Here is a 15,892-nt window from a genome sequence, read left to right as displayed (position 1 = left end):
ATTAAATGATTTCCCATGAACGGCCGTCGATCGTCGTCGCCGACATGCTCGAGAAGAATCCGATGAAATTCGAATCGTACTGGCTGGATACCCGCCCCGCGTTTCGCGCCGGCTGCGAAGGGCCCGTCGAAGGGCGGGCCGACGTGGTCGTGATCGGCGGTGGCTTCACCGGCCTGTCGGCGGCGCTGGCGCTCGCGCAGCGCGGCGTATCGGTGGTCGTGCTCGAAGCCGCGCAGGTCGCGGGCGAAGCGTCCGGCCGCAACGGCGGCCAGTGCAATACGGGCGTTGCGCAGGATTATGCGTCGCTGGCCGCGCGCATCGGCGCGGAGCCGGCGAAGCAGTTCTATCGCGCGTACGAAAGCGCGGTGAAGAGCGTCGAGACGATCGTCGCCGAGCACGCGATCGACTGCGATTTCCGGCGGGCGGGCAAGCTGAAGCTCGCCGCGAAGCCGCAGCATTTCGCGGGGCTCGAAAAGACCTTCAACGCGTTGCGCCGCGATGTCGATCCGGACATCGAACTGATCGAGCCGGCGCGGATTCGCGACGAAGTCGCCTCCGACGGTTTCTACGGCGGACTCCTGCAGCGCAACGGCGCGCAGATGCACATGGGCAAGTTCGGCGTCGGGCTTGCGCAGGCGGCCGTACATGCCGGCGCACGCGTCTACGAGCATGCGGCCGTCACGCAGCTCGAGCGGCTCGACGGCGAGCGCCACGCGATCACCTGCACGCGCGGCAGGATCGTCGCCGATCGCGTGCTGGTCGCGACCGGCGCATCGCAGCACGGCCCGTTCGGCTGGTTCCGGCGGCGCATCGCGCCGGTCGGCAGCTTCATCGTCGTGACCGAGCCGCTGCCCGACGCGCAGTTGAACCGGCTGTTCCCGCAGCGCCGCGCATACGTGACGTCGCGCCAGATCGGCAACTACTTCCGTGTGACGCCCGACAACCGGCTGCTGTTCGGCGGCCGCGCGCGCTTCGCGATGTCGAGCCAGCGCTCCGACGCGAAAAGCGGCGACATCCTGCGCGCCGGCATGGCCGAGTATTTCCCGGAACTGGCGAAGGTGCGGCTCGATTACTGCTGGGGCGGGCTGGTGGACATCACCGCCGACCGGCTGCCGCGCGCGGGCCAGCACGACGGGCTCTATTACTCGATGGGCTACAGCGGCCACGGTGTGCAGATGTCGGTGCACATGGGCCGCGTGATGGCCGACGTGCTGTACGGCGCGGCCGCGTCGAATCCGTGGCGCGACCTCGAGTGGCCGGCGATGCCTGGCCATTTCGGGCACGCGTGGTTTCTGCCGATCGTCGGCGCGTATTACCGGATCCAGGATTTCCTGCACTGAAGCGACTGCCCCCGGAGGATTGGATATGACCGCACGATTCGTTTGCCCGCTCGCCGCCGGCAACGGCCGCCGCGACGGGACCGGCGGCGGCGACACGATGGCCGGGCCGAGCGCGCCGTGCCCGATCGCGCCCTGCGCCGCGCAGGGCACTGCCGTGCAGGCGGCCGCATGAGGACGGCGAGCATGGTCACCCTGTTCCACGATGCGGACGAAGGCGCGACGCCTCGCGCAGCGCGTGTTCCGCAGCCCGTATCGCCGGCGATCGGCGAGGTGCTGCGCACGATCGATGCGTCGTTCGCGCAGCCGCTGAACCTCGACACGCTCGCGGCGGTGGCCGGCTTGAGCGTGTCGCGTTTCACCGCACGCTTTCGCGGCGAAGTCGGGTTGTCGCCGCACCGGTATCTGAGCCTCGTGCGCGTGCGGCGTGCGCAGGACTTGCTGCGCGCCGGCCTCGCGCCGTCGGTCGTCGCGACCGAGGTCGGCTTCTTCGATCAGAGCCACCTGTGCCGGCATTTCCGGCGGGTGCTCGGGATCACGCCGCGCGATTACGTGGTCGCGCGGCCGGGCACGCCTGCGCGACCGTCTTCGCTGCGCACGCACACCGACCGCCGCGTAGCGTCGTGTCACGCAGCGTAGGCGCAACGGCGACAGGCACGCCTGACGGATGGCCGGCGAGCGCGCCGGCGATCGACGATTTCCGATATCGCGCGACGGTTTTCAACCCGGCCGCCGCGCACTGCACAGGAGCAGAAATGACCGCAGCTTTCGTGTTGCACCGTGCCGACGGCGCACCTTCGTCAACCGCGTTTCGCAAGCAGGCGTTCGGCGCGAACGATCCTTTCGCGCGACATCGGGAGATCGCCTGGGAAGGGCCCGACGCGATGGCCGCCGGACGTATCGCCTTCGCCGGCGAACTCGACGTGGCGAGCTTTCCGCACATCGAAACCATCGCGATCATCGAAGGCGAACTGACGCTCGAAGCGGCCGGCGCCGCACCGCTCGTGCTGGGCCCGGGAGAAGGGGCCGTGATCGGCGGCGGCACGGCGCTGCGCGTCACCGCGGCATCGCGCGTGCTGTTCACGTTCTGCGCGGCCGCGTGCGCGACACCGACGAAGCGCGGCGTGTTTGCGCTGCGCGCCGACGCCGACTTCAAGCCGTCCGCGACGCTGCCGCCGGAGGTCCTGCTCGGCCCCGCGCCGCAATGCCGCAGCGACAACGTGTTCGTCGACGATGGCGCCGGGTACTGCGCGGGCACGTGGGATTCGACGCCTTATCATCGGATCGTTCGCCCGCATCGCGTGAACGAATTCATGCTCCTGCTGGCCGGCGGCGTCCGGTTCGCGGCGCCCGACGGCAGCGTGCTGTCGCTCGGCGCCGGCGACGCGCTGTTCGTGCCGCGCGGCGCATCGATCGGGTGGGAAAGCAGCGAGCGCGTGGCGAAATTCTACGTCGTGCAGAACGTCCACGTATCCACCGAACGAGACTGACCATGTCCCCTCCGCTGCGCCTTATCGAAACCTCGCCCACGCTGCCGGCCTCGGCCGACGTCGTCGTGATCGGCGGCGGCATCATCGGCGTCTTTACCGCGTACTACCTCGCCCGGCGCGGCATGTCGGTCGCGCTGGTCGAGAAGGGCCGCATCGGTGCCGAGCAGTCGAGCCGCAACTGGGGCTGGTGCCGGCAGCAGAACCGCGACGCGCGCGAATTGCCGATGGCGAGCAAGAGCATCGACCTGTGGGAACGATTCGCCGCCGAATCCGGCGAAGACCCGGGCTTTCATCGCTGCGGGCTGCTGTATCTGAGCAATGACGAGGCCGAGCTGTCCCGCTGGGCCAGCTGGGGCGACTTCGCGAAGACCGCGGGCGTGACGACGTACATGCTCGACAGCAAGCAGGCCGGCGAGCGCGGGCGCGTGACGGGCCGGCAGTGGAAGGGTGGAGTGTTCTCGCCGACCGACGGCACGGCCGACCCGGGCAAGGCTGCCCCGGCCGTGGCGGCTGCACTGATGAAGCTGGGCGGCAGCGTCCACCAGCACTGTGCTGCGCGCGGGATCGAACTCGAGGGCGGGCGCGTCGGCGGCGTGGTTACCGAGGCCGGCGTCATCAGGACGAAGACGGTCGTGCTCGCCGGCGGCGCGTGGGCGTCGTCGTTCTGCCGCCAGCTCGGCATCCGTTTTCCGCAGGCGTCGATCCGTCAGTCGATCCTGAGCGTGTCGCCCGTCGAACAGCGCTTGCCGGATGCGCTGTACACCTCCGGCGTGTCCGTCACGCGCCGCGACGACGGACGCTACGCACTGGCCATCAGCGGCCGCGCGCGCGTGGACGTGACGCCGCAGTTCCTGCGGTTCGCCCCGCAGTTCGTGCCGATGTTCGCGAAGCGCTGGCGCAATCTTCTGCCGGGCGGCCTCGAGGGCATGCGCGGCGGCCACGAAACGCTCAAGCGGTGGCGGCTCGATGCGCCGACCCCGATGGAGGCGGTGCGCATCCTGGATCCGAAGCCCGACATGCCGACCGTCACCGAAACCTATCGTCGTGCCGTCGAACTGCTGCCCGAACTGCGCGAAGCCACGATCACGCACGCATGGGCCGGGTACGTCGACAGCACGCCGGACGGCGTCCCCGGTATCGGCGAAGTGCCGGGCGTGCCGGGATTGATCCTGGCGGCAGGCTTTTCCGGACACGGTTTCGGCATCGGCCCCGGCGCCGGTCACCTGATCGCGGATCTCGCCACCGGCGCGCCACCGATCGTGGACCCGGTACCGTATCAGCCGGGCCGGTTCGCGGATTCCGCCTGGGGCAAGGTTGCCGATTTCTAGTGTGAGGCCGTCTCGCGGTCGACGGTGGCGGCCTCCGGGCTTCCGCCGTTCGCCGGCGCATGGTATCGATTCAAGGACACCCCGCAATGCATTCACCCATCGATTCACCGGTTCGTCACCTGCTGGAAGCCGGCAGGCTGGAGCGCTTCTTCATCGACGGCGACTGGGTTTTGCCTGACGGCGGCGACCGGTTCGCGGTCGTCAGCCCGTCCACCGAAGACACGCTGTGCGAGATCCCGCTCGGCAATGCGCGCGACGCCGACCGCGCGGTGCAGGCCGCGCGCAACGCTTTCGAGCGCTGGGCCGCGACTTCGCCGCAGCAACGCGCCGCACTGCTCGACCGCGTTCACGCGTTGATGCTGGAGCGGGCCGAACGGTTCGCGCTCGCGCTCGCGATGGAAATGGGCGCGCCGATCAATTACGCACGCGGCGCCCATGTGCCGCTCGCGGCCGAACATATCCGGGTCGCGCGCGACAATCTGGCCAGTTACCCCTTCCGGACACGGCGCGGGACGACCGCGATCGTGCGCGAGCCGATCGGCGTGTGCGCGCTGATCACACCGTGGAACTGGCCGATCTATCAAATCACGGCGAAGGTCGGCCCGGCGCTCGCGGCAGGCTGCACGGTGGTGTTGAAACCCAGCGAGCTGTCGCCGCTCAGCGCGTTGCTGTTTGCCGAAGTGATCGCCGATGCGGGCGTGCCCGCGGGCGTGTTCAACCTGGTGAGCGGCAGCGGAACCGAAGTGGGCGAGGCGCTCGCGGCGCACCCGGAGGTCGACATGGTGTCGATCACCGGGTCGACGCGTGCCGGCGTGCTGGTCGCACAGGCGGCGGCGCCGACCGTCAAGCGCGTCGCGCAGGAGCTTGGCGGCAAGTCGCCGAACATCGTATTGCCCGATGCGGACCTGTCGCGCGCCATCGCGCCGGGCGTTGCCGCCGCGTTCCGCAACATGGGCCAGTCGTGCAGCGCGCCGACCCGGCTGATCGTGCCGCGCAGCGTGCTGGGCCGCGTCGAGGCGCTGGCCATCGCGGCAACGCAGCAGCTGGTCGTCGGCGATCCGTTCGCCGACACGACGACGCATGGTCCGCTGGCCAATCGTGCGCAGTTCGGCCGGGTCGCGCAGATGATCGACGCGGGCCTCGACGAACGGGCGAAGCTGATCGCCGGCGGCCCCGGGCGGCCGGCGGGATTCGACCGCGGCTTTTATGCGCGGCCGACCGTGTTTTCCGACGTCCGCACCGACATGGCGATCGCGCAGCAGGAGATCTTCGGTCCGGTCCTCGCGATCCTGCCTTACGATACCGTCGACGAGGCCGTCGACATCGCGAACGACACGGTCTATGGGCTTGGCGCACATGTGCAGGGCACCGACAAGGAACGCGTGCGCGCGGTGGCTGCGCGCCTGCGGTCGGGGCAGGTCCATCTGAACTACCCGGCATGGGATCCTCAGGCACCGTTCGGCGGGTACAAGCAGTCGGGCAACGGCCGCGAGTACGGGATCGAAGGGATGGAGGAGTACATGGAGGTCAAGTCGATCCTGGGCTTTGATGATTGACGCAGCCGCTGCGCGCGAGCGCGGCGGCAGTACAGAATGGAAGCCGTCTACTTTCCGAAGGTGCCGACATTGGATAATCCCGCCCTCCCCGAGACGTCTCTGAAAGCCCATTGCGCGCACTGGGCGACCTTGCGTCGCGACCTGCATGCGCATCCCGAGTTGCGGTTCGAGGAATACAGGACGGCCGACGTCGTCGCCCGCGAGCTTGAAGATCTCGGCTATGCGGTGTCGCGCGGGCTGGGCGGCACGGGCGTCGTCGCGAGCCTGCCGGGTGCGGACCCGGGCCGCGGAATCGTGCTTCGCGCGGACCTGGATGCGTTGCCGATCCAGGAGGCCAACGACTTCGCGCACGCATCGGGCGCGCAAGGCGTCATGCATGCGTGCGGGCATGACGGGCATACCGTCATGTTGCTCGGCGCCGCGCGCATCCTGAAAGACCTGCCGCAGTTGCCGGGTACCGTGCATTTCGTGTTTCAGCCCGGGGAAGAGGGCGGCGCGGGCGCGCGGAAGATGATCGACGACGGGCTGTTCGAGCAATGCCCGACGGAAGCCGTGTTCGGCATGCACAACTGGCCCGGTTTGCCGGCCGGGCATTTCGGGTTGCGCACCGGCGCCATCATGGCCGCCGGCTGCCGATTCAGGATCACGGTGACGGGCAAGGGCGCGCATGCGGCGCAGCCGCACCTGGGCATCGATCCCGTACCGCTCGCCTGTTCGATGGTGCTGCAGTGTCAGACCATTGCCGCGCGGCACAAGGATCCGGTGGACCCCGCCGTCATTTCCGTCTGCATGTTTCATGCGGGCACGACGGACAACGTCATTCCGGACAGCGCCGAGTTGCGCGGGACGATCCGCACGCTGTCGTCGGCATTGCAGCAACAGTTGCAGCGCGACGTCCGGCTCGTGTGCGAAGGGTTGGCCGCGGCTTATGGCGCGCAAGTCGACATCGAGTTCTTTCAGTACTATCCGGCGACGGTCAACACGCCGGCCGAGACCGCACTCTGCGAAGCGGTGATTCGCGACACGTTCGGCGACGAACGCCTTCACCCCGACGTGCCGCCGAACATGACGTCCGAAGACTTCGGCTTCATGCTGGAGGAGCGCCCCGGCGCGTACGTGCTGATCGGCAACGCGCCGGCGGGAGCGGCCGCGCCGGCGCTGCATCACCCGACTTACGATTTCAACGACGACATCATTCCGGCCGGCGTTCGCTACTGGGTCGCGCTGGCACAGCGTTACTTCACGCGATCGCCGTGAGTGCGTGCCGCAATGGCGGGCGACGTCGGATCCAATCCAGCTGATACCGCGCGATTCGCGGGCGCTCGTACCGCAGAGACTCGAATATCGTCGGTCCGAGGTTGCCGCGAAACGCGCGGGACAGGCGCTTTCGTGCATGCCGACCGCGCGCGCCGGGTGCTCGACCTTGGGTGGATCGTTCAGCGAACGCGATGGACGGCGAATCGCCGTGCGCACGAACCAGGACTGAAATGGTCCGAAGCGATCAGGCAAGTCCGTGCGCAAGCAACGAGCGTGTCAAGCCGGAGAGGTCTCCGCCGTTTCTGGTGGCCGCACTTCGCTATTCACGATACTCGTGTTCGTGCATGTGTTCATGCTCGTGCTCGTGTTCGCGCCACGGATCATGTTCACGCGGATGACGATGCATCCAGGCTTCGTGCTCCCAGTAGCGATGGCCGTCCCAGTAGCGGTCGCCGTGCATGCCAATCGTGATCGACACATCCGGCGCCGGGGCGTGATATGGCTCTTCGTACCTCGGCGGCGGTACAACGTAAGTTTGCGCGAAGGCCGTGCCGGCCGCGACGAGCGCGCCGCCTGCCACGAGTGTCGCCAGAATCCGGCGGTTTGCAATTGTCAAGGGCTTCATAGCGCTGTCCTCCATTCAATACCTGAGAACGCGCACGATTCGTTCCCATACGGAGCGGCAGCACTTCGTTGCTATTTCAACCACGCCCCCCGCGTCGCGTCGCAGCCAGCACCGATCCGGTGGCCGCACGCACGACGTCATCGTCGCTACGGATTTGACATGCAATTGCTCCGATGCACAGCGCGACGCTTAAAGGGAAGGAGTGCAGAGCATGATGACGCGAAGCGTACGCACACGCGGACAGGGTATACAACGCACTCGTCATTTCGGTTCCGATCCGACAAAGGAACACTTACATCGAATTGAAACGAAATGGAGGGAAGTGGGGAAAAGTCTGACCAGGGGGAACCGATTTTGCGATCGAGGGGCGTGAAAATTACCCGTTTCCGCCATGCCGATGCCGGGTCGAATATCGCTTCTATCCGAAGGGACGGCCCCTGCGCCGCCTTGCGAGAGGGCGCGCGCACTTGTCGGCATCACGGTTCTCCGCATCAGGCCGCCGGCGCAGAGGCGACGAGTCATTGCATCGAGGAAAGACGCGCGATGTCGTCGTTCTCTCGGTCACTCATCCCTATGCAGACGGCATAGGTGTTGCTCATTGCGCTGGCGGTGTCCGCCGCCGCGGACCTACGCATCGCGTCACGATGGAACTGATGCGCGTCCGTAACCGGCTATCTCGTGGTCATGTCAATTCAATGGATACGTCCGCCGAACAGACCGAGCAGCCCGATGACGATCAGGTAGAGCGCAACGATGTAATTCAGCAGGCGCGGTACCACAAGGATGAGAATGCCGGCGATCAGCGAAACCAGCGGGCCGGCGCTAGTGACGATATTCATGCTTCCTCCGCAAGATTGGCAACGAGTGGCCACAGCCTGCCTTGCCTCCGGCACCCGTTACAGATACGCGAGCCTGGCGAGCGTCTAGCCTTCGACCGTCAACTCGCTGGTCACAAGCGCGAACGCTTCAGCCGGCGCAAGCGCCGTGCCTGCACCGACGTTTCGTCGCGATTCGCTCAGCGTGCCGGACCGGCATGCGCAGTTCGAGCATCCGTCAGTTTCAAGGAGCAACTCATGAACAAAGATCAGGTAAAAGGCCGCCTCAGGGAAGCAAAGGGCAAACTGAAAGAGCTGGTTGGCAAGGTCGTGGGAAATCCAACAGACAGGTTGACGGGCAAGGCCGAACAGATCGTCGGCAAGACACAGGCATCATTCGGCGATGCGAAGGAGCGACTCAAGAAGCGGCCGTAGAGCCTGACGTCGGAGACATCGAACTGGAAGCCATAGGCACTGGCTTCGCTCAATGCAGGTCAGGCGGTAAGTAATGAACCCCGAATTGCTCCGCCAGTTGGGCGAGCCGCCGATCGCGCGTCCAGAGCCAAGTGCTCGGGGTCAACAGCACCGACGCCAGCAGCGTGCAATCCACCGCGCCGCATACGCGCCCATACAGCCGTTCCCGCTCGATCCAGTCCGCTACTTCGGCTGGCGTCGCGAGCCGCGTCTGGCGCAATAACGCGAGATCTCCCAGCGTTCGGGCCCGCGGTTCGGGGAGCGTCCCGCACGTCAGTTCGAGTATCACTAACGGATGCGTCAAGACGTCATCGACACGCAGCAGCTGGATAAGCGCTGGTAGCGGTCGCCGGAAATGCTCGACCCAGACCGATGTGTCGATCAGAACGCTCATCGGGCAGCCGCCTCCGGGTTACGGCGTGGCACATCCGGCATGTCCGGGGCGCGACCGCCAAGCGCGGCAAGACGTTGTCCGGCCTGGACACGCACGAACGTTTCGAGTGCAGCCCGGAACAGGTCGGCCGGCGACATGCCCGGCTCGGCGAGTTCGAGTGCGCGCGCATAGAGCGCGTCGTCGACGGTAACAGTAGTACGCATGATGACTCCTTTGATGCTCGTGTGCATCAAATTTAGCATCAATTCGGCTGCAGTCCAGTCGTGTTTGGAATTCAGTGCACTTCGCTGAAACGCCGCCCCGCATTAGCGGAATAGACGGACAGGATTAGCGTTCAAACAGACGCCATTAGCAAGATCCACGAACTTCGACACTTGGTTCCGACGACAAACCGCGGCAGTTTTGTGGGCCCGGGTCAGTCCGCCGAAAACTCGCTCACACGACGGCACTGTTTACCGGGAGCCGCACATGGCAGCGAACTCACCGACCTCCGTTCAAGCAACGCTGAATACGCGATATCGAAAGCTCGAATACTTGGTTGGGCACGCAAGGATGCTTCGCTAGTATCCAACGCTCCCATGCGAGCAGGAACCGGAAGGTTCCCGGTTGCGCCGCCCGTTGCGGCATTTCGCGACTTTCCAACGGTTGACATGTCTCCCCACTTGATTCCCGACGGCACGGCCGGCGACGTCACGCGCCGGCTGGCCGCAGCGATCGCGTGCGCCGAGCCCGCGCGCGATCCGTCCGCCATCGCTGCCGCGCGGCGCGGCCTGCTCGACTTCCTTGCCGCCGCGTTCGCTGGCGCTCGCGACAACGGTTATCGCAAGCTGCTGGCGGCGTGCGGTCGAGATTCGGCCGGCGCTGCAGCGGTGATCGGCAGTGCGATACCGGCGTCGCCGCAACATGCCGCGCTGCTCAACGGCTATGCAGGCCATGCGCTCGATTACGACGACGTGCACAGCAGCGTGCGTGGCCATCCCGGCACCGTGCTGCTGCCGGCGTTGCTCGCGCTCGCGCAGGTGCGCGCACGCAGCGCGCTCGAACTGCTCGACGCATACGTCGTCGGCGTCGAGACGATGGCGCGGATCGGTCTCGCGCTCGGCAGCCGCCACTACGAACTCGGTTTCCACAACACCGCGACGCTCGGCACGCTCGGCGCGGCCGCTGCCGCGGCGCATCTGGTCGGGCTCGATGCGGCGGCCACCGAAAACGCGCTCGGCATCGCCGCGACGCAATCGGCCGGGCTGCGCCTGCAGTTCGGCAGCGAGGTCAAGCCGTTGCACGCGGGCCTTGCGGCGCGCGCGGGGCTGTTCGCCGTGGCGCTCGCCGAGGCCGGATTGACCGGCGCACCGGGCGCACTCGACGGCCCGGAAGGATTCTTCGCCGTGTTCGGCGGCGGCGCGTCGCAGCCGGCGCGCGTGCTGGCTGACTGGGGCGCGCCGTGGCAGATCGTGTCGCCCGGGCTGTACTTCAAGCCGTGGCCGTGCTGCACGGCAACCCATTACGCCGTGCAGGCCGCGCTCGATCTGCGCGCCAGCCATCGCATCGCGCCGGCGGACATCGAGGGCATCGTGGTCACGTTCCCGCCAGGCGGAGACACGCCGCTGTCGAACCGACTGCCGGCCACCGGCCTCGAAGCGCGCTTCAGCGTGGAATACGCGGTGGCCGCCGCACTGACGGACGGGCCGCCCGGCGTCGCGACGTTCGCCGACGTGCCCGTGCGCGACGACCTGATCGCGCTCGCCGCACGCGTGACGCGGCGCCACGATGCCGCGGCGCCGCGCGCGTCGACCGATCCCGCGACGCGCTTCTCGGTCGTCGAGATAGCGCTGCGCAACGGCGACACGCTGCGGCAACGCATCGAACGCCTCGTCGGTGCCGACGACCTTGCCGCGAAGTTCGCGGACGCGACCGCCCACGATCCCGCACTCGCGTTCGTCCCGGAGCTGATCGATACGATGCGAAGCACGGCCGATCTCGCCCGGCTTTTCCACACCTTTACGTCGCTTCAATCATGAGCACCGATCGCAGCACACTTTCCCGCCGCCAGATGCGCCTCGGGTTGTTCCTCCAGGGCGCTGGACACCACGTCGCCGGCTGGCGCCACCCCGATGCCGAATCCGGCAGCGAGAACTTCGATCTGCTGCGCCACGTCGTGCAGACCGCCGAGCGCGCAAAGTTCGACATGGTCTTCCTGGCCGACGGCTTGACGAGCGGCCCCGACGCGCATCCGTCGATGGCGATGCGCTTCGAGCCGCTGAGCCTGCTGTCGGCGCTCGCGATGCATACGCGGCACATCGGCCTTGCGGCGACCGCGTCGACGACGTACAGCGAGCCTTACCATATCGCGCGCGTGTTCGCATCGCTCGACCATCTGAGCGGCGGGCGCGCGGCATGGAACGTCGTGACGACTTCATACGACCGCACCGCCGCGAATTTCACGCGCGGCAATCATCCGGATCACGCGCAGCGCTACGAGATGGCCGGCGAATTCGTCGATGTCGTGAAGGGGCTGTGGGACAGCTGGGACGACGACGCGCTCGTCAGGGACAAGGCGCGCGGCGTGTATTTCGACCCGACGAAGGTGCACACGCTCGATCACGCCGGACGCTTCTTCAACGTGAGGGGGCCGCTCAACGCGTCGCGCCCGCCGCAGGGCCATCCGGTCGTGATTCAGGCCGGCTCGTCGGGCCCCGGCCAGGAGCTTGCCGCGCGCACCGCGGAAGTCGTGTTCACCGCGCAGCAGACGCTCGAGGAAGCGCAGGCCTTCTATCGCGACCTGAAGGGTCGGCTCGCGGCATACGGCCGTGCCGAGGACGCGCTTGCCGTGATGCCGGGCGTGTTTCCGGTGATCGGCCGCACCGAGCAGGAGGCCAAGGACAAATATGCGCAGCTCCAGCAATGGACGGATACGTCGGGCGCGCTGACGCTGCTGTCCGACCGTCTCGGCCACGACGTGTCGACGTATCCGCTCGACGGCCCGCTGCCCGACCTGCCCGAATCCGATCAGCTGAAGAGCCGCGCGAAGCTGCTTACCGATCTCGCGCGCCGCGAGAACCTCACGCTGCGCGAACTCTACTATCTCGTCGCCGGCGCGCGCGGGCATCGGATCGTATGGGGCACGCCGACGCAGGTCGCCGACGCGCTCGAGGAATGGTTCGACGGCGGCGCCGCGGACGGCTTCAACATCATGCCGCCGTATTTCCCGGGCGGACTCGACGATTTCGTCGGGCATGTCGTGCCGGAACTGCAACGGCGCGGCCTGTTCCGCACCGAATACGAGGGCATGACGCTGCGCGACCATCTCGGGCTCGCGCGCCCGCCGAGCCGCTACGCAGCGCGTTGAGTCAGACCGCGAAGCGCGTCAGGTCGAGTGCGATCGGCGCGCCGTCGCGGCTTGCGTGCGGGCTGCTGGCCGGGCCGAGCGCATGCGCGAGGAAAGCCCGCGTGCGCGTGCTTTGCGGCGCGCGGAACAGCTGCGCGGCCGACCCGTGCTCGACGATCACGCCCGCCTCGGTGAAGTAGACGACGTCGCTGATTTCCTCGGCGAAGCGCATCTCGTGCGTGACGAGCACGCAGGTCATGCCGTCGCGCACGAGATCGCGAATCACCGACAGCACGTCGCCGACGGTTTCCGGGTCGAGCGCAGACGTCACTTCGTCGAACAGGATCAGGTCGGGCTGCATCGCGAGCGCGCGGGCGATCGCGACGCGCTGCTGCTGGCCGCCCGACAGCTCGCCGGGGTAGGCGTGCGCCTTGTCCGCGAGACGCACGCGTTCGAGCAGCGCGTGTGCGGTGCGCACCGCATCGTTGCGATCGCGGCCGAGAATCCGGACCGGGGCGACGACGAGGTTGTCGAGCACGCTCAGGTGCGGAAACAGGTTGTATTGCTGGAACACGAAGCCGACCCGCTTGCGCAGCGCGATTTCGTCGCGCTCCGATGCGAGCAGGTCGACGCGCGTGCCGTCGACCTCGATCAGGCCGCGCTGCGGCCGCAACAGCCCGGTGATGCAGCGCAGGATCGTCGATTTGCCGGAGCCGGACGGACCGATGATGGACACGGCCTGGCCGCGGTGCACGTCGAGATCGATGCCGCGCAGCACGGGCGTCGTGCCGTAGGACAGGTGCACGTCGCGCAGGCGGACGAGCGGCTCGTCCGCGCCGCGCGGAGTTTCAGTGGAATGCATGACGTCTTTCGAGAAGGCGGGTGAAACGGGCGATCGGGTAGCAGTACGCGAAAAACAGGCCGAGTACCGTGAAATAGACGACGACGGTGAAGTCGGCTCGCGCGACGGTGTTGCTCGCGACCTGCGCGGTGTCGAGCAGGTCGTGCACGCCGACCAGCGACGCGAGCGCGGTGGCCATCGCGATGCTCGCATACAGGTTCATCCACGGCGGCAGCATGCGGCGTACGCATTGCGGCAGGATGATCCAGCGGAACACTTGCGCGCGGCTGAACGCGAGCGAGCGCGCTGCGTCCCACTGCGCATGCGGAATCGACTGGATCGCGCCGCGGAAGATTTCCGCGAAATTCGCGCTCGCGGGCAGCGCGAGGCCGAGCGTTACCTTGAACCAGTCCGGAAACGGCAGCGACGCATGGCCGAACCTGATTTCGAACGGGAATACGTAGGTCGAAAAATAGATCAGCACGAGCAGCGGCGCGTTGCGGAACAACTGCACGTACGCGCGCGCCAGCACGCGCGCGATGCCGAGCCGCGACAGCGTCAGCGGGCCGAGTACGAGGCCGGCGAGCGTGCCGATCGCAATCGCGATCGCGCTGATGCCGATGTTGACCAGCATCGCCTTGCCGAGCGCCGGCAGCCACGTGGCGAGCGCGACGAGGGCCGGGTGACGGCGACCGGCGGCGGCCAGCGCGACGACGGCCAGCGCGCCCAGGGTTGCCGCGACGGCGCGCCATCGCACGAGGCGCACGGGCTGCGCGTTCACGTCAATGGCCATAGCCGGGTATCCTCAGGCGGTGTTCCAGCCAACGTCCCGCGAGGTTGACCGCGAACGTGAGCGCGCCGAAGAAGAGCAGGATCAGGATCATCAACTCGAGCACATTGTCGCGCTGCGTCCAGATCATGATCGACGCATAGGTGACGTCGCCGACGGCGATCGCCGAGGCGACCGTCGTCATCTTCACGAGGTCGACCAGGTTGTTGACGAGCGCGGGCAGCGCGAAGCGTATCGCGAGCGGTAGCTGCACGTGCCAGAGCCGCTGGCGGCGGCTGTAGCCGAGCGACTGCGCGGCCTCGAGCGTTGCGCGCGGTACCGCTTCGAGGCCGGCGCGCAGCGCTTCCGCATGGAACGCGCCCTTGTGCAGCGAGATCACGATCACGCTCCAGATGAACGGCGTCAGCGGATTGCCGCCCAGATCGCGCAGTGCGGCGCTGACCAGCATGTTGACGACGAGGAATGCGCAGAACAATTGCACGAGCGTCGGTGTGTTGCGGGTGACCTCGACGAATGCGCGCGCAGGGCGCGCGAGCGCCGCGCGCGGCGACACCAGCAACGCGGCGAGCACGACGCCGCAGGCGAGGCTGCCGAACGCGGTCGCGATCGACAGTTCGAGCGTCACGCCCATCCCGTGCACGAACGACGCGCGTTCGTCCGGGGCGAGCACGAAGCTGTAATCGAGGCCGAGCTTGCGGAGCGCATCGACGGCGGCGGCCACCGTCATGTGCGCTGCGCCTTGAGCTTCGCGTGCAGGTCGAGCACGGCTTGAGACGGCGTCATGCCGTTCTTGCGCTCGACGTCGAGCAGCCAGCCGCTGCGGTGCCAATCCTGAACGATCCGGTCGAGCGCGCCCTGCGTATCGGTCTCGCCCTTGCGGACCCAGATCACCGCCGGCGACGGAATCAGGTCGGTCGACAGCGGCGTCGTATAGTCCTTCCAGTCGGGGTTGCGCGCGACGAGCATGCGCAACGTCGGCGCGACGTGCACGGCGGCCACGCAGTTGTTGCCGCGAAGCGCGAGCAGCGATTCCGGCTGGCCGCGGAAGGCCTTCACCTGCGCGCCGTATTCCGTCGCGAGCGGCTTCGTGTAGTTGCTGCCTTGCGACACGCAGACCGGCTTGCCGCGCAAGTCGGCCCAAGATTTGATACCGCTGTCCTTGCGCGCGATCAGCGCGCCGCCGATGGATTCGAACGGCGTCGGCGCATACGACAGGATCTCCGCGCGCTCCGTCGTCAGCTCCATGTTGGCGATCAGCGCGTCGACCTTGCCCTGCTGCAGGAACTGCACGCGGTTCGACGGCTGCACAGGTGTCAGCTCGACGTCGACACCGAGTCGTTTCGCGACGTCGTTCGCCAGATCGACGTTGAAGCCGACCGGCTTTTGCGTCGCGGGATCGAGCGAGCCGAACGGCGGGCCCGACAGGATCACGCCGATCGTGATCGTGTGACGTTGATGGATGCGATCGAGCGTGCTGTCCGCGCGGGCGACGCCGGAAAAGGCGGAAAGGAGGGCGGCGACGCACAGCGCGTGGCCCGACGTAGTGCGAAACGATCTGCTGAACATGGGAAAGAGGAACGTTGTTTGAGCGACGCGGGGCGGCGCATCGCGCGCCCGGTTGTCGGGAGCTCGTATTTTCGGGATGTGGAACGCATCCAAG

At 67.4% G+C, this 15,892-nt stretch carries 18 protein-coding genes; 10 read left to right on the top strand and 8 right to left on the bottom strand.

What is annotated here, in order from left to right:
* The first annotated feature begins 5 nt into the window (after nucleotides 1–5).
* From U4Y91_RS25810 to U4Y91_RS25780, 7 genes are all read left to right on the top strand, one after another.
* Nucleotides 6–1,340 carry an FAD-binding oxidoreductase gene (locus U4Y91_RS25810; protein ID WP_321807461.1) on the top strand — a complete coding sequence of 445 codons (1,335 nt, stop codon included), beginning with the start codon at nucleotides 6–8 and terminating at the stop codon, nucleotides 1,338–1,340.
* A 25-nt stretch (nucleotides 1,341–1,365) separates the two neighbouring features.
* Nucleotides 1,366–1,512: a hypothetical protein gene (locus U4Y91_RS25805; RefSeq protein ID WP_321807460.1), complete on the top strand. Its 147-nt coding sequence runs from the start codon at nucleotides 1,366–1,368 to the stop codon at nucleotides 1,510–1,512.
* Between the two features lie 11 nt (nucleotides 1,513–1,523).
* Nucleotides 1,524–1,976 (top strand): AraC family transcriptional regulator, encoded by a 453-nt coding sequence (locus U4Y91_RS25800; protein ID WP_321807459.1) that lies wholly within the window; start codon nucleotides 1,524–1,526, stop codon nucleotides 1,974–1,976.
* 116 nt (nucleotides 1,977–2,092) lie between these two features.
* A complete protein-coding gene (locus tag U4Y91_RS25795) occupies nucleotides 2,093–2,827 on the top strand; it encodes a cupin domain-containing protein (protein ID WP_321807458.1) in 735 nt (244 codons plus the stop codon).
* Between the two features lie 2 nt (nucleotides 2,828–2,829).
* Entirely contained in the window at nucleotides 2,830–4,155 is a 1,326-nt protein-coding gene (locus U4Y91_RS25790; RefSeq protein WP_321807457.1) for an FAD-binding oxidoreductase, read from the top strand.
* A gap of 86 nt (nucleotides 4,156–4,241) precedes the next feature.
* Nucleotides 4,242–5,711, top strand: coding sequence for an aldehyde dehydrogenase family protein (locus U4Y91_RS25785; protein ID WP_321807456.1), 1,470 nt, complete (start codon nucleotides 4,242–4,244; stop codon nucleotides 5,709–5,711).
* 36 nt (nucleotides 5,712–5,747) lie between these two features.
* Nucleotides 5,748–6,968: a M20 aminoacylase family protein gene (locus U4Y91_RS25780; RefSeq protein ID WP_415750497.1), complete on the top strand. Its 1,221-nt coding sequence runs from the start codon at nucleotides 5,748–5,750 to the stop codon at nucleotides 6,966–6,968.
* Between the two features lie 319 nt (nucleotides 6,969–7,287).
* Here the strand turns inward: U4Y91_RS25780 and U4Y91_RS25770 are convergent, their stop codons facing one another.
* Nucleotides 7,288–7,593 carry a hypothetical protein gene (locus tag U4Y91_RS25770; protein WP_321807579.1) on the bottom strand — a complete coding sequence of 102 codons (306 nt, stop codon included), beginning with the start codon at nucleotides 7,591–7,593 and terminating at the stop codon, nucleotides 7,288–7,290.
* Nucleotides 7,594–8,285: 692 nt separating this feature from the next.
* Nucleotides 8,286–8,432 carry a DUF3096 domain-containing protein gene (locus tag U4Y91_RS25765; RefSeq protein WP_321807455.1) on the bottom strand — a complete coding sequence of 49 codons (147 nt, stop codon included), beginning with the start codon at nucleotides 8,430–8,432 and terminating at the stop codon, nucleotides 8,286–8,288.
* A 234-nt stretch (nucleotides 8,433–8,666) separates the two neighbouring features.
* Here U4Y91_RS25765 and U4Y91_RS25760 point away from each other — a divergent pair, with 234 nt between their 5' ends.
* Nucleotides 8,667–8,843: a CsbD family protein gene (locus tag U4Y91_RS25760; RefSeq protein ID WP_321807454.1), complete on the top strand. Its 177-nt coding sequence runs from the start codon at nucleotides 8,667–8,669 to the stop codon at nucleotides 8,841–8,843.
* Between the two features lie 49 nt (nucleotides 8,844–8,892).
* On the opposite strand, the gene U4Y91_RS25755 is transcribed toward U4Y91_RS25760, so the two are convergent.
* Both U4Y91_RS25755 and U4Y91_RS25750 read right to left on the bottom strand, forming a co-directional pair.
* Nucleotides 8,893–9,276 carry a type II toxin-antitoxin system VapC family toxin gene (locus tag U4Y91_RS25755; RefSeq protein WP_321807453.1) on the bottom strand — a complete coding sequence of 128 codons (384 nt, stop codon included), beginning with the start codon at nucleotides 9,274–9,276 and terminating at the stop codon, nucleotides 8,893–8,895.
* Nucleotides 9,273–9,479 carry a type II toxin-antitoxin system VapB family antitoxin gene (locus U4Y91_RS25750; RefSeq protein ID WP_321807452.1) on the bottom strand — a complete coding sequence of 69 codons (207 nt, stop codon included), beginning with the start codon at nucleotides 9,477–9,479 and terminating at the stop codon, nucleotides 9,273–9,275. Before U4Y91_RS25750 ends, U4Y91_RS25755 begins: the two co-directional genes overlap by 4 nt.
* Nucleotides 9,480–9,650: 171 nt before the next feature.
* On the opposite strand from U4Y91_RS25750, the gene U4Y91_RS25745 reads away from it, so the two are divergent.
* Together U4Y91_RS25745 and U4Y91_RS25740 are read left to right on the top strand one after the other, a co-directional pair.
* Nucleotides 9,651–11,294: an MmgE/PrpD family protein gene (locus U4Y91_RS25745; RefSeq protein ID WP_321807451.1), complete on the top strand. Its 1,644-nt coding sequence runs from the start codon at nucleotides 9,651–9,653 to the stop codon at nucleotides 11,292–11,294.
* Nucleotides 11,291–12,622 (top strand): LLM class flavin-dependent oxidoreductase, encoded by a 1,332-nt coding sequence (locus U4Y91_RS25740; RefSeq protein WP_321807450.1) that lies wholly within the window; start codon nucleotides 11,291–11,293, stop codon nucleotides 12,620–12,622. Before U4Y91_RS25745 ends, U4Y91_RS25740 begins: the two co-directional genes overlap by 4 nt.
* A gap of 1 nt (nucleotide 12,623) precedes the next feature.
* Here the strand turns inward: U4Y91_RS25740 and U4Y91_RS25735 are convergent, their stop codons facing one another.
* The 4 genes from U4Y91_RS25735 to U4Y91_RS25720 are packed head-to-tail and all read right to left on the bottom strand — an operon-like array spanning nucleotide 12,624 to nucleotide 15,798.
* Complete coding sequence (locus U4Y91_RS25735) at nucleotides 12,624–13,463, bottom strand: amino acid ABC transporter ATP-binding protein (RefSeq protein ID WP_321807449.1); 840 nt, start codon at nucleotides 13,461–13,463, stop codon at nucleotides 12,624–12,626.
* Nucleotides 13,450–14,235: an amino acid ABC transporter permease gene (locus tag U4Y91_RS25730; RefSeq protein WP_321807448.1), complete on the bottom strand. Its 786-nt coding sequence runs from the start codon at nucleotides 14,233–14,235 to the stop codon at nucleotides 13,450–13,452. Before U4Y91_RS25730 ends, U4Y91_RS25735 begins: the two co-directional genes overlap by 14 nt.
* Nucleotides 14,225–14,959, bottom strand: coding sequence for an amino acid ABC transporter permease (locus U4Y91_RS25725; RefSeq protein ID WP_321807447.1), 735 nt, complete (start codon nucleotides 14,957–14,959; stop codon nucleotides 14,225–14,227). Before U4Y91_RS25725 ends, U4Y91_RS25730 begins: the two co-directional genes overlap by 11 nt.
* Nucleotides 14,956–15,798: a transporter substrate-binding domain-containing protein gene (locus tag U4Y91_RS25720; RefSeq protein ID WP_415750496.1), complete on the bottom strand. Its 843-nt coding sequence runs from the start codon at nucleotides 15,796–15,798 to the stop codon at nucleotides 14,956–14,958. Before U4Y91_RS25720 ends, U4Y91_RS25725 begins: the two co-directional genes overlap by 4 nt.
* Between the last annotated feature and the right edge of the window lie 94 nt (nucleotides 15,799–15,892).

The sequence above is a fragment of the Burkholderia sp. BCC1993 genome (genome assembly GCF_905339865.1).
Lineage (GTDB): Bacteria > Pseudomonadota > Gammaproteobacteria > Burkholderiales > Burkholderiaceae > Burkholderia.
This window is presented reverse-complemented; position numbering and strand designations above follow the sequence as displayed.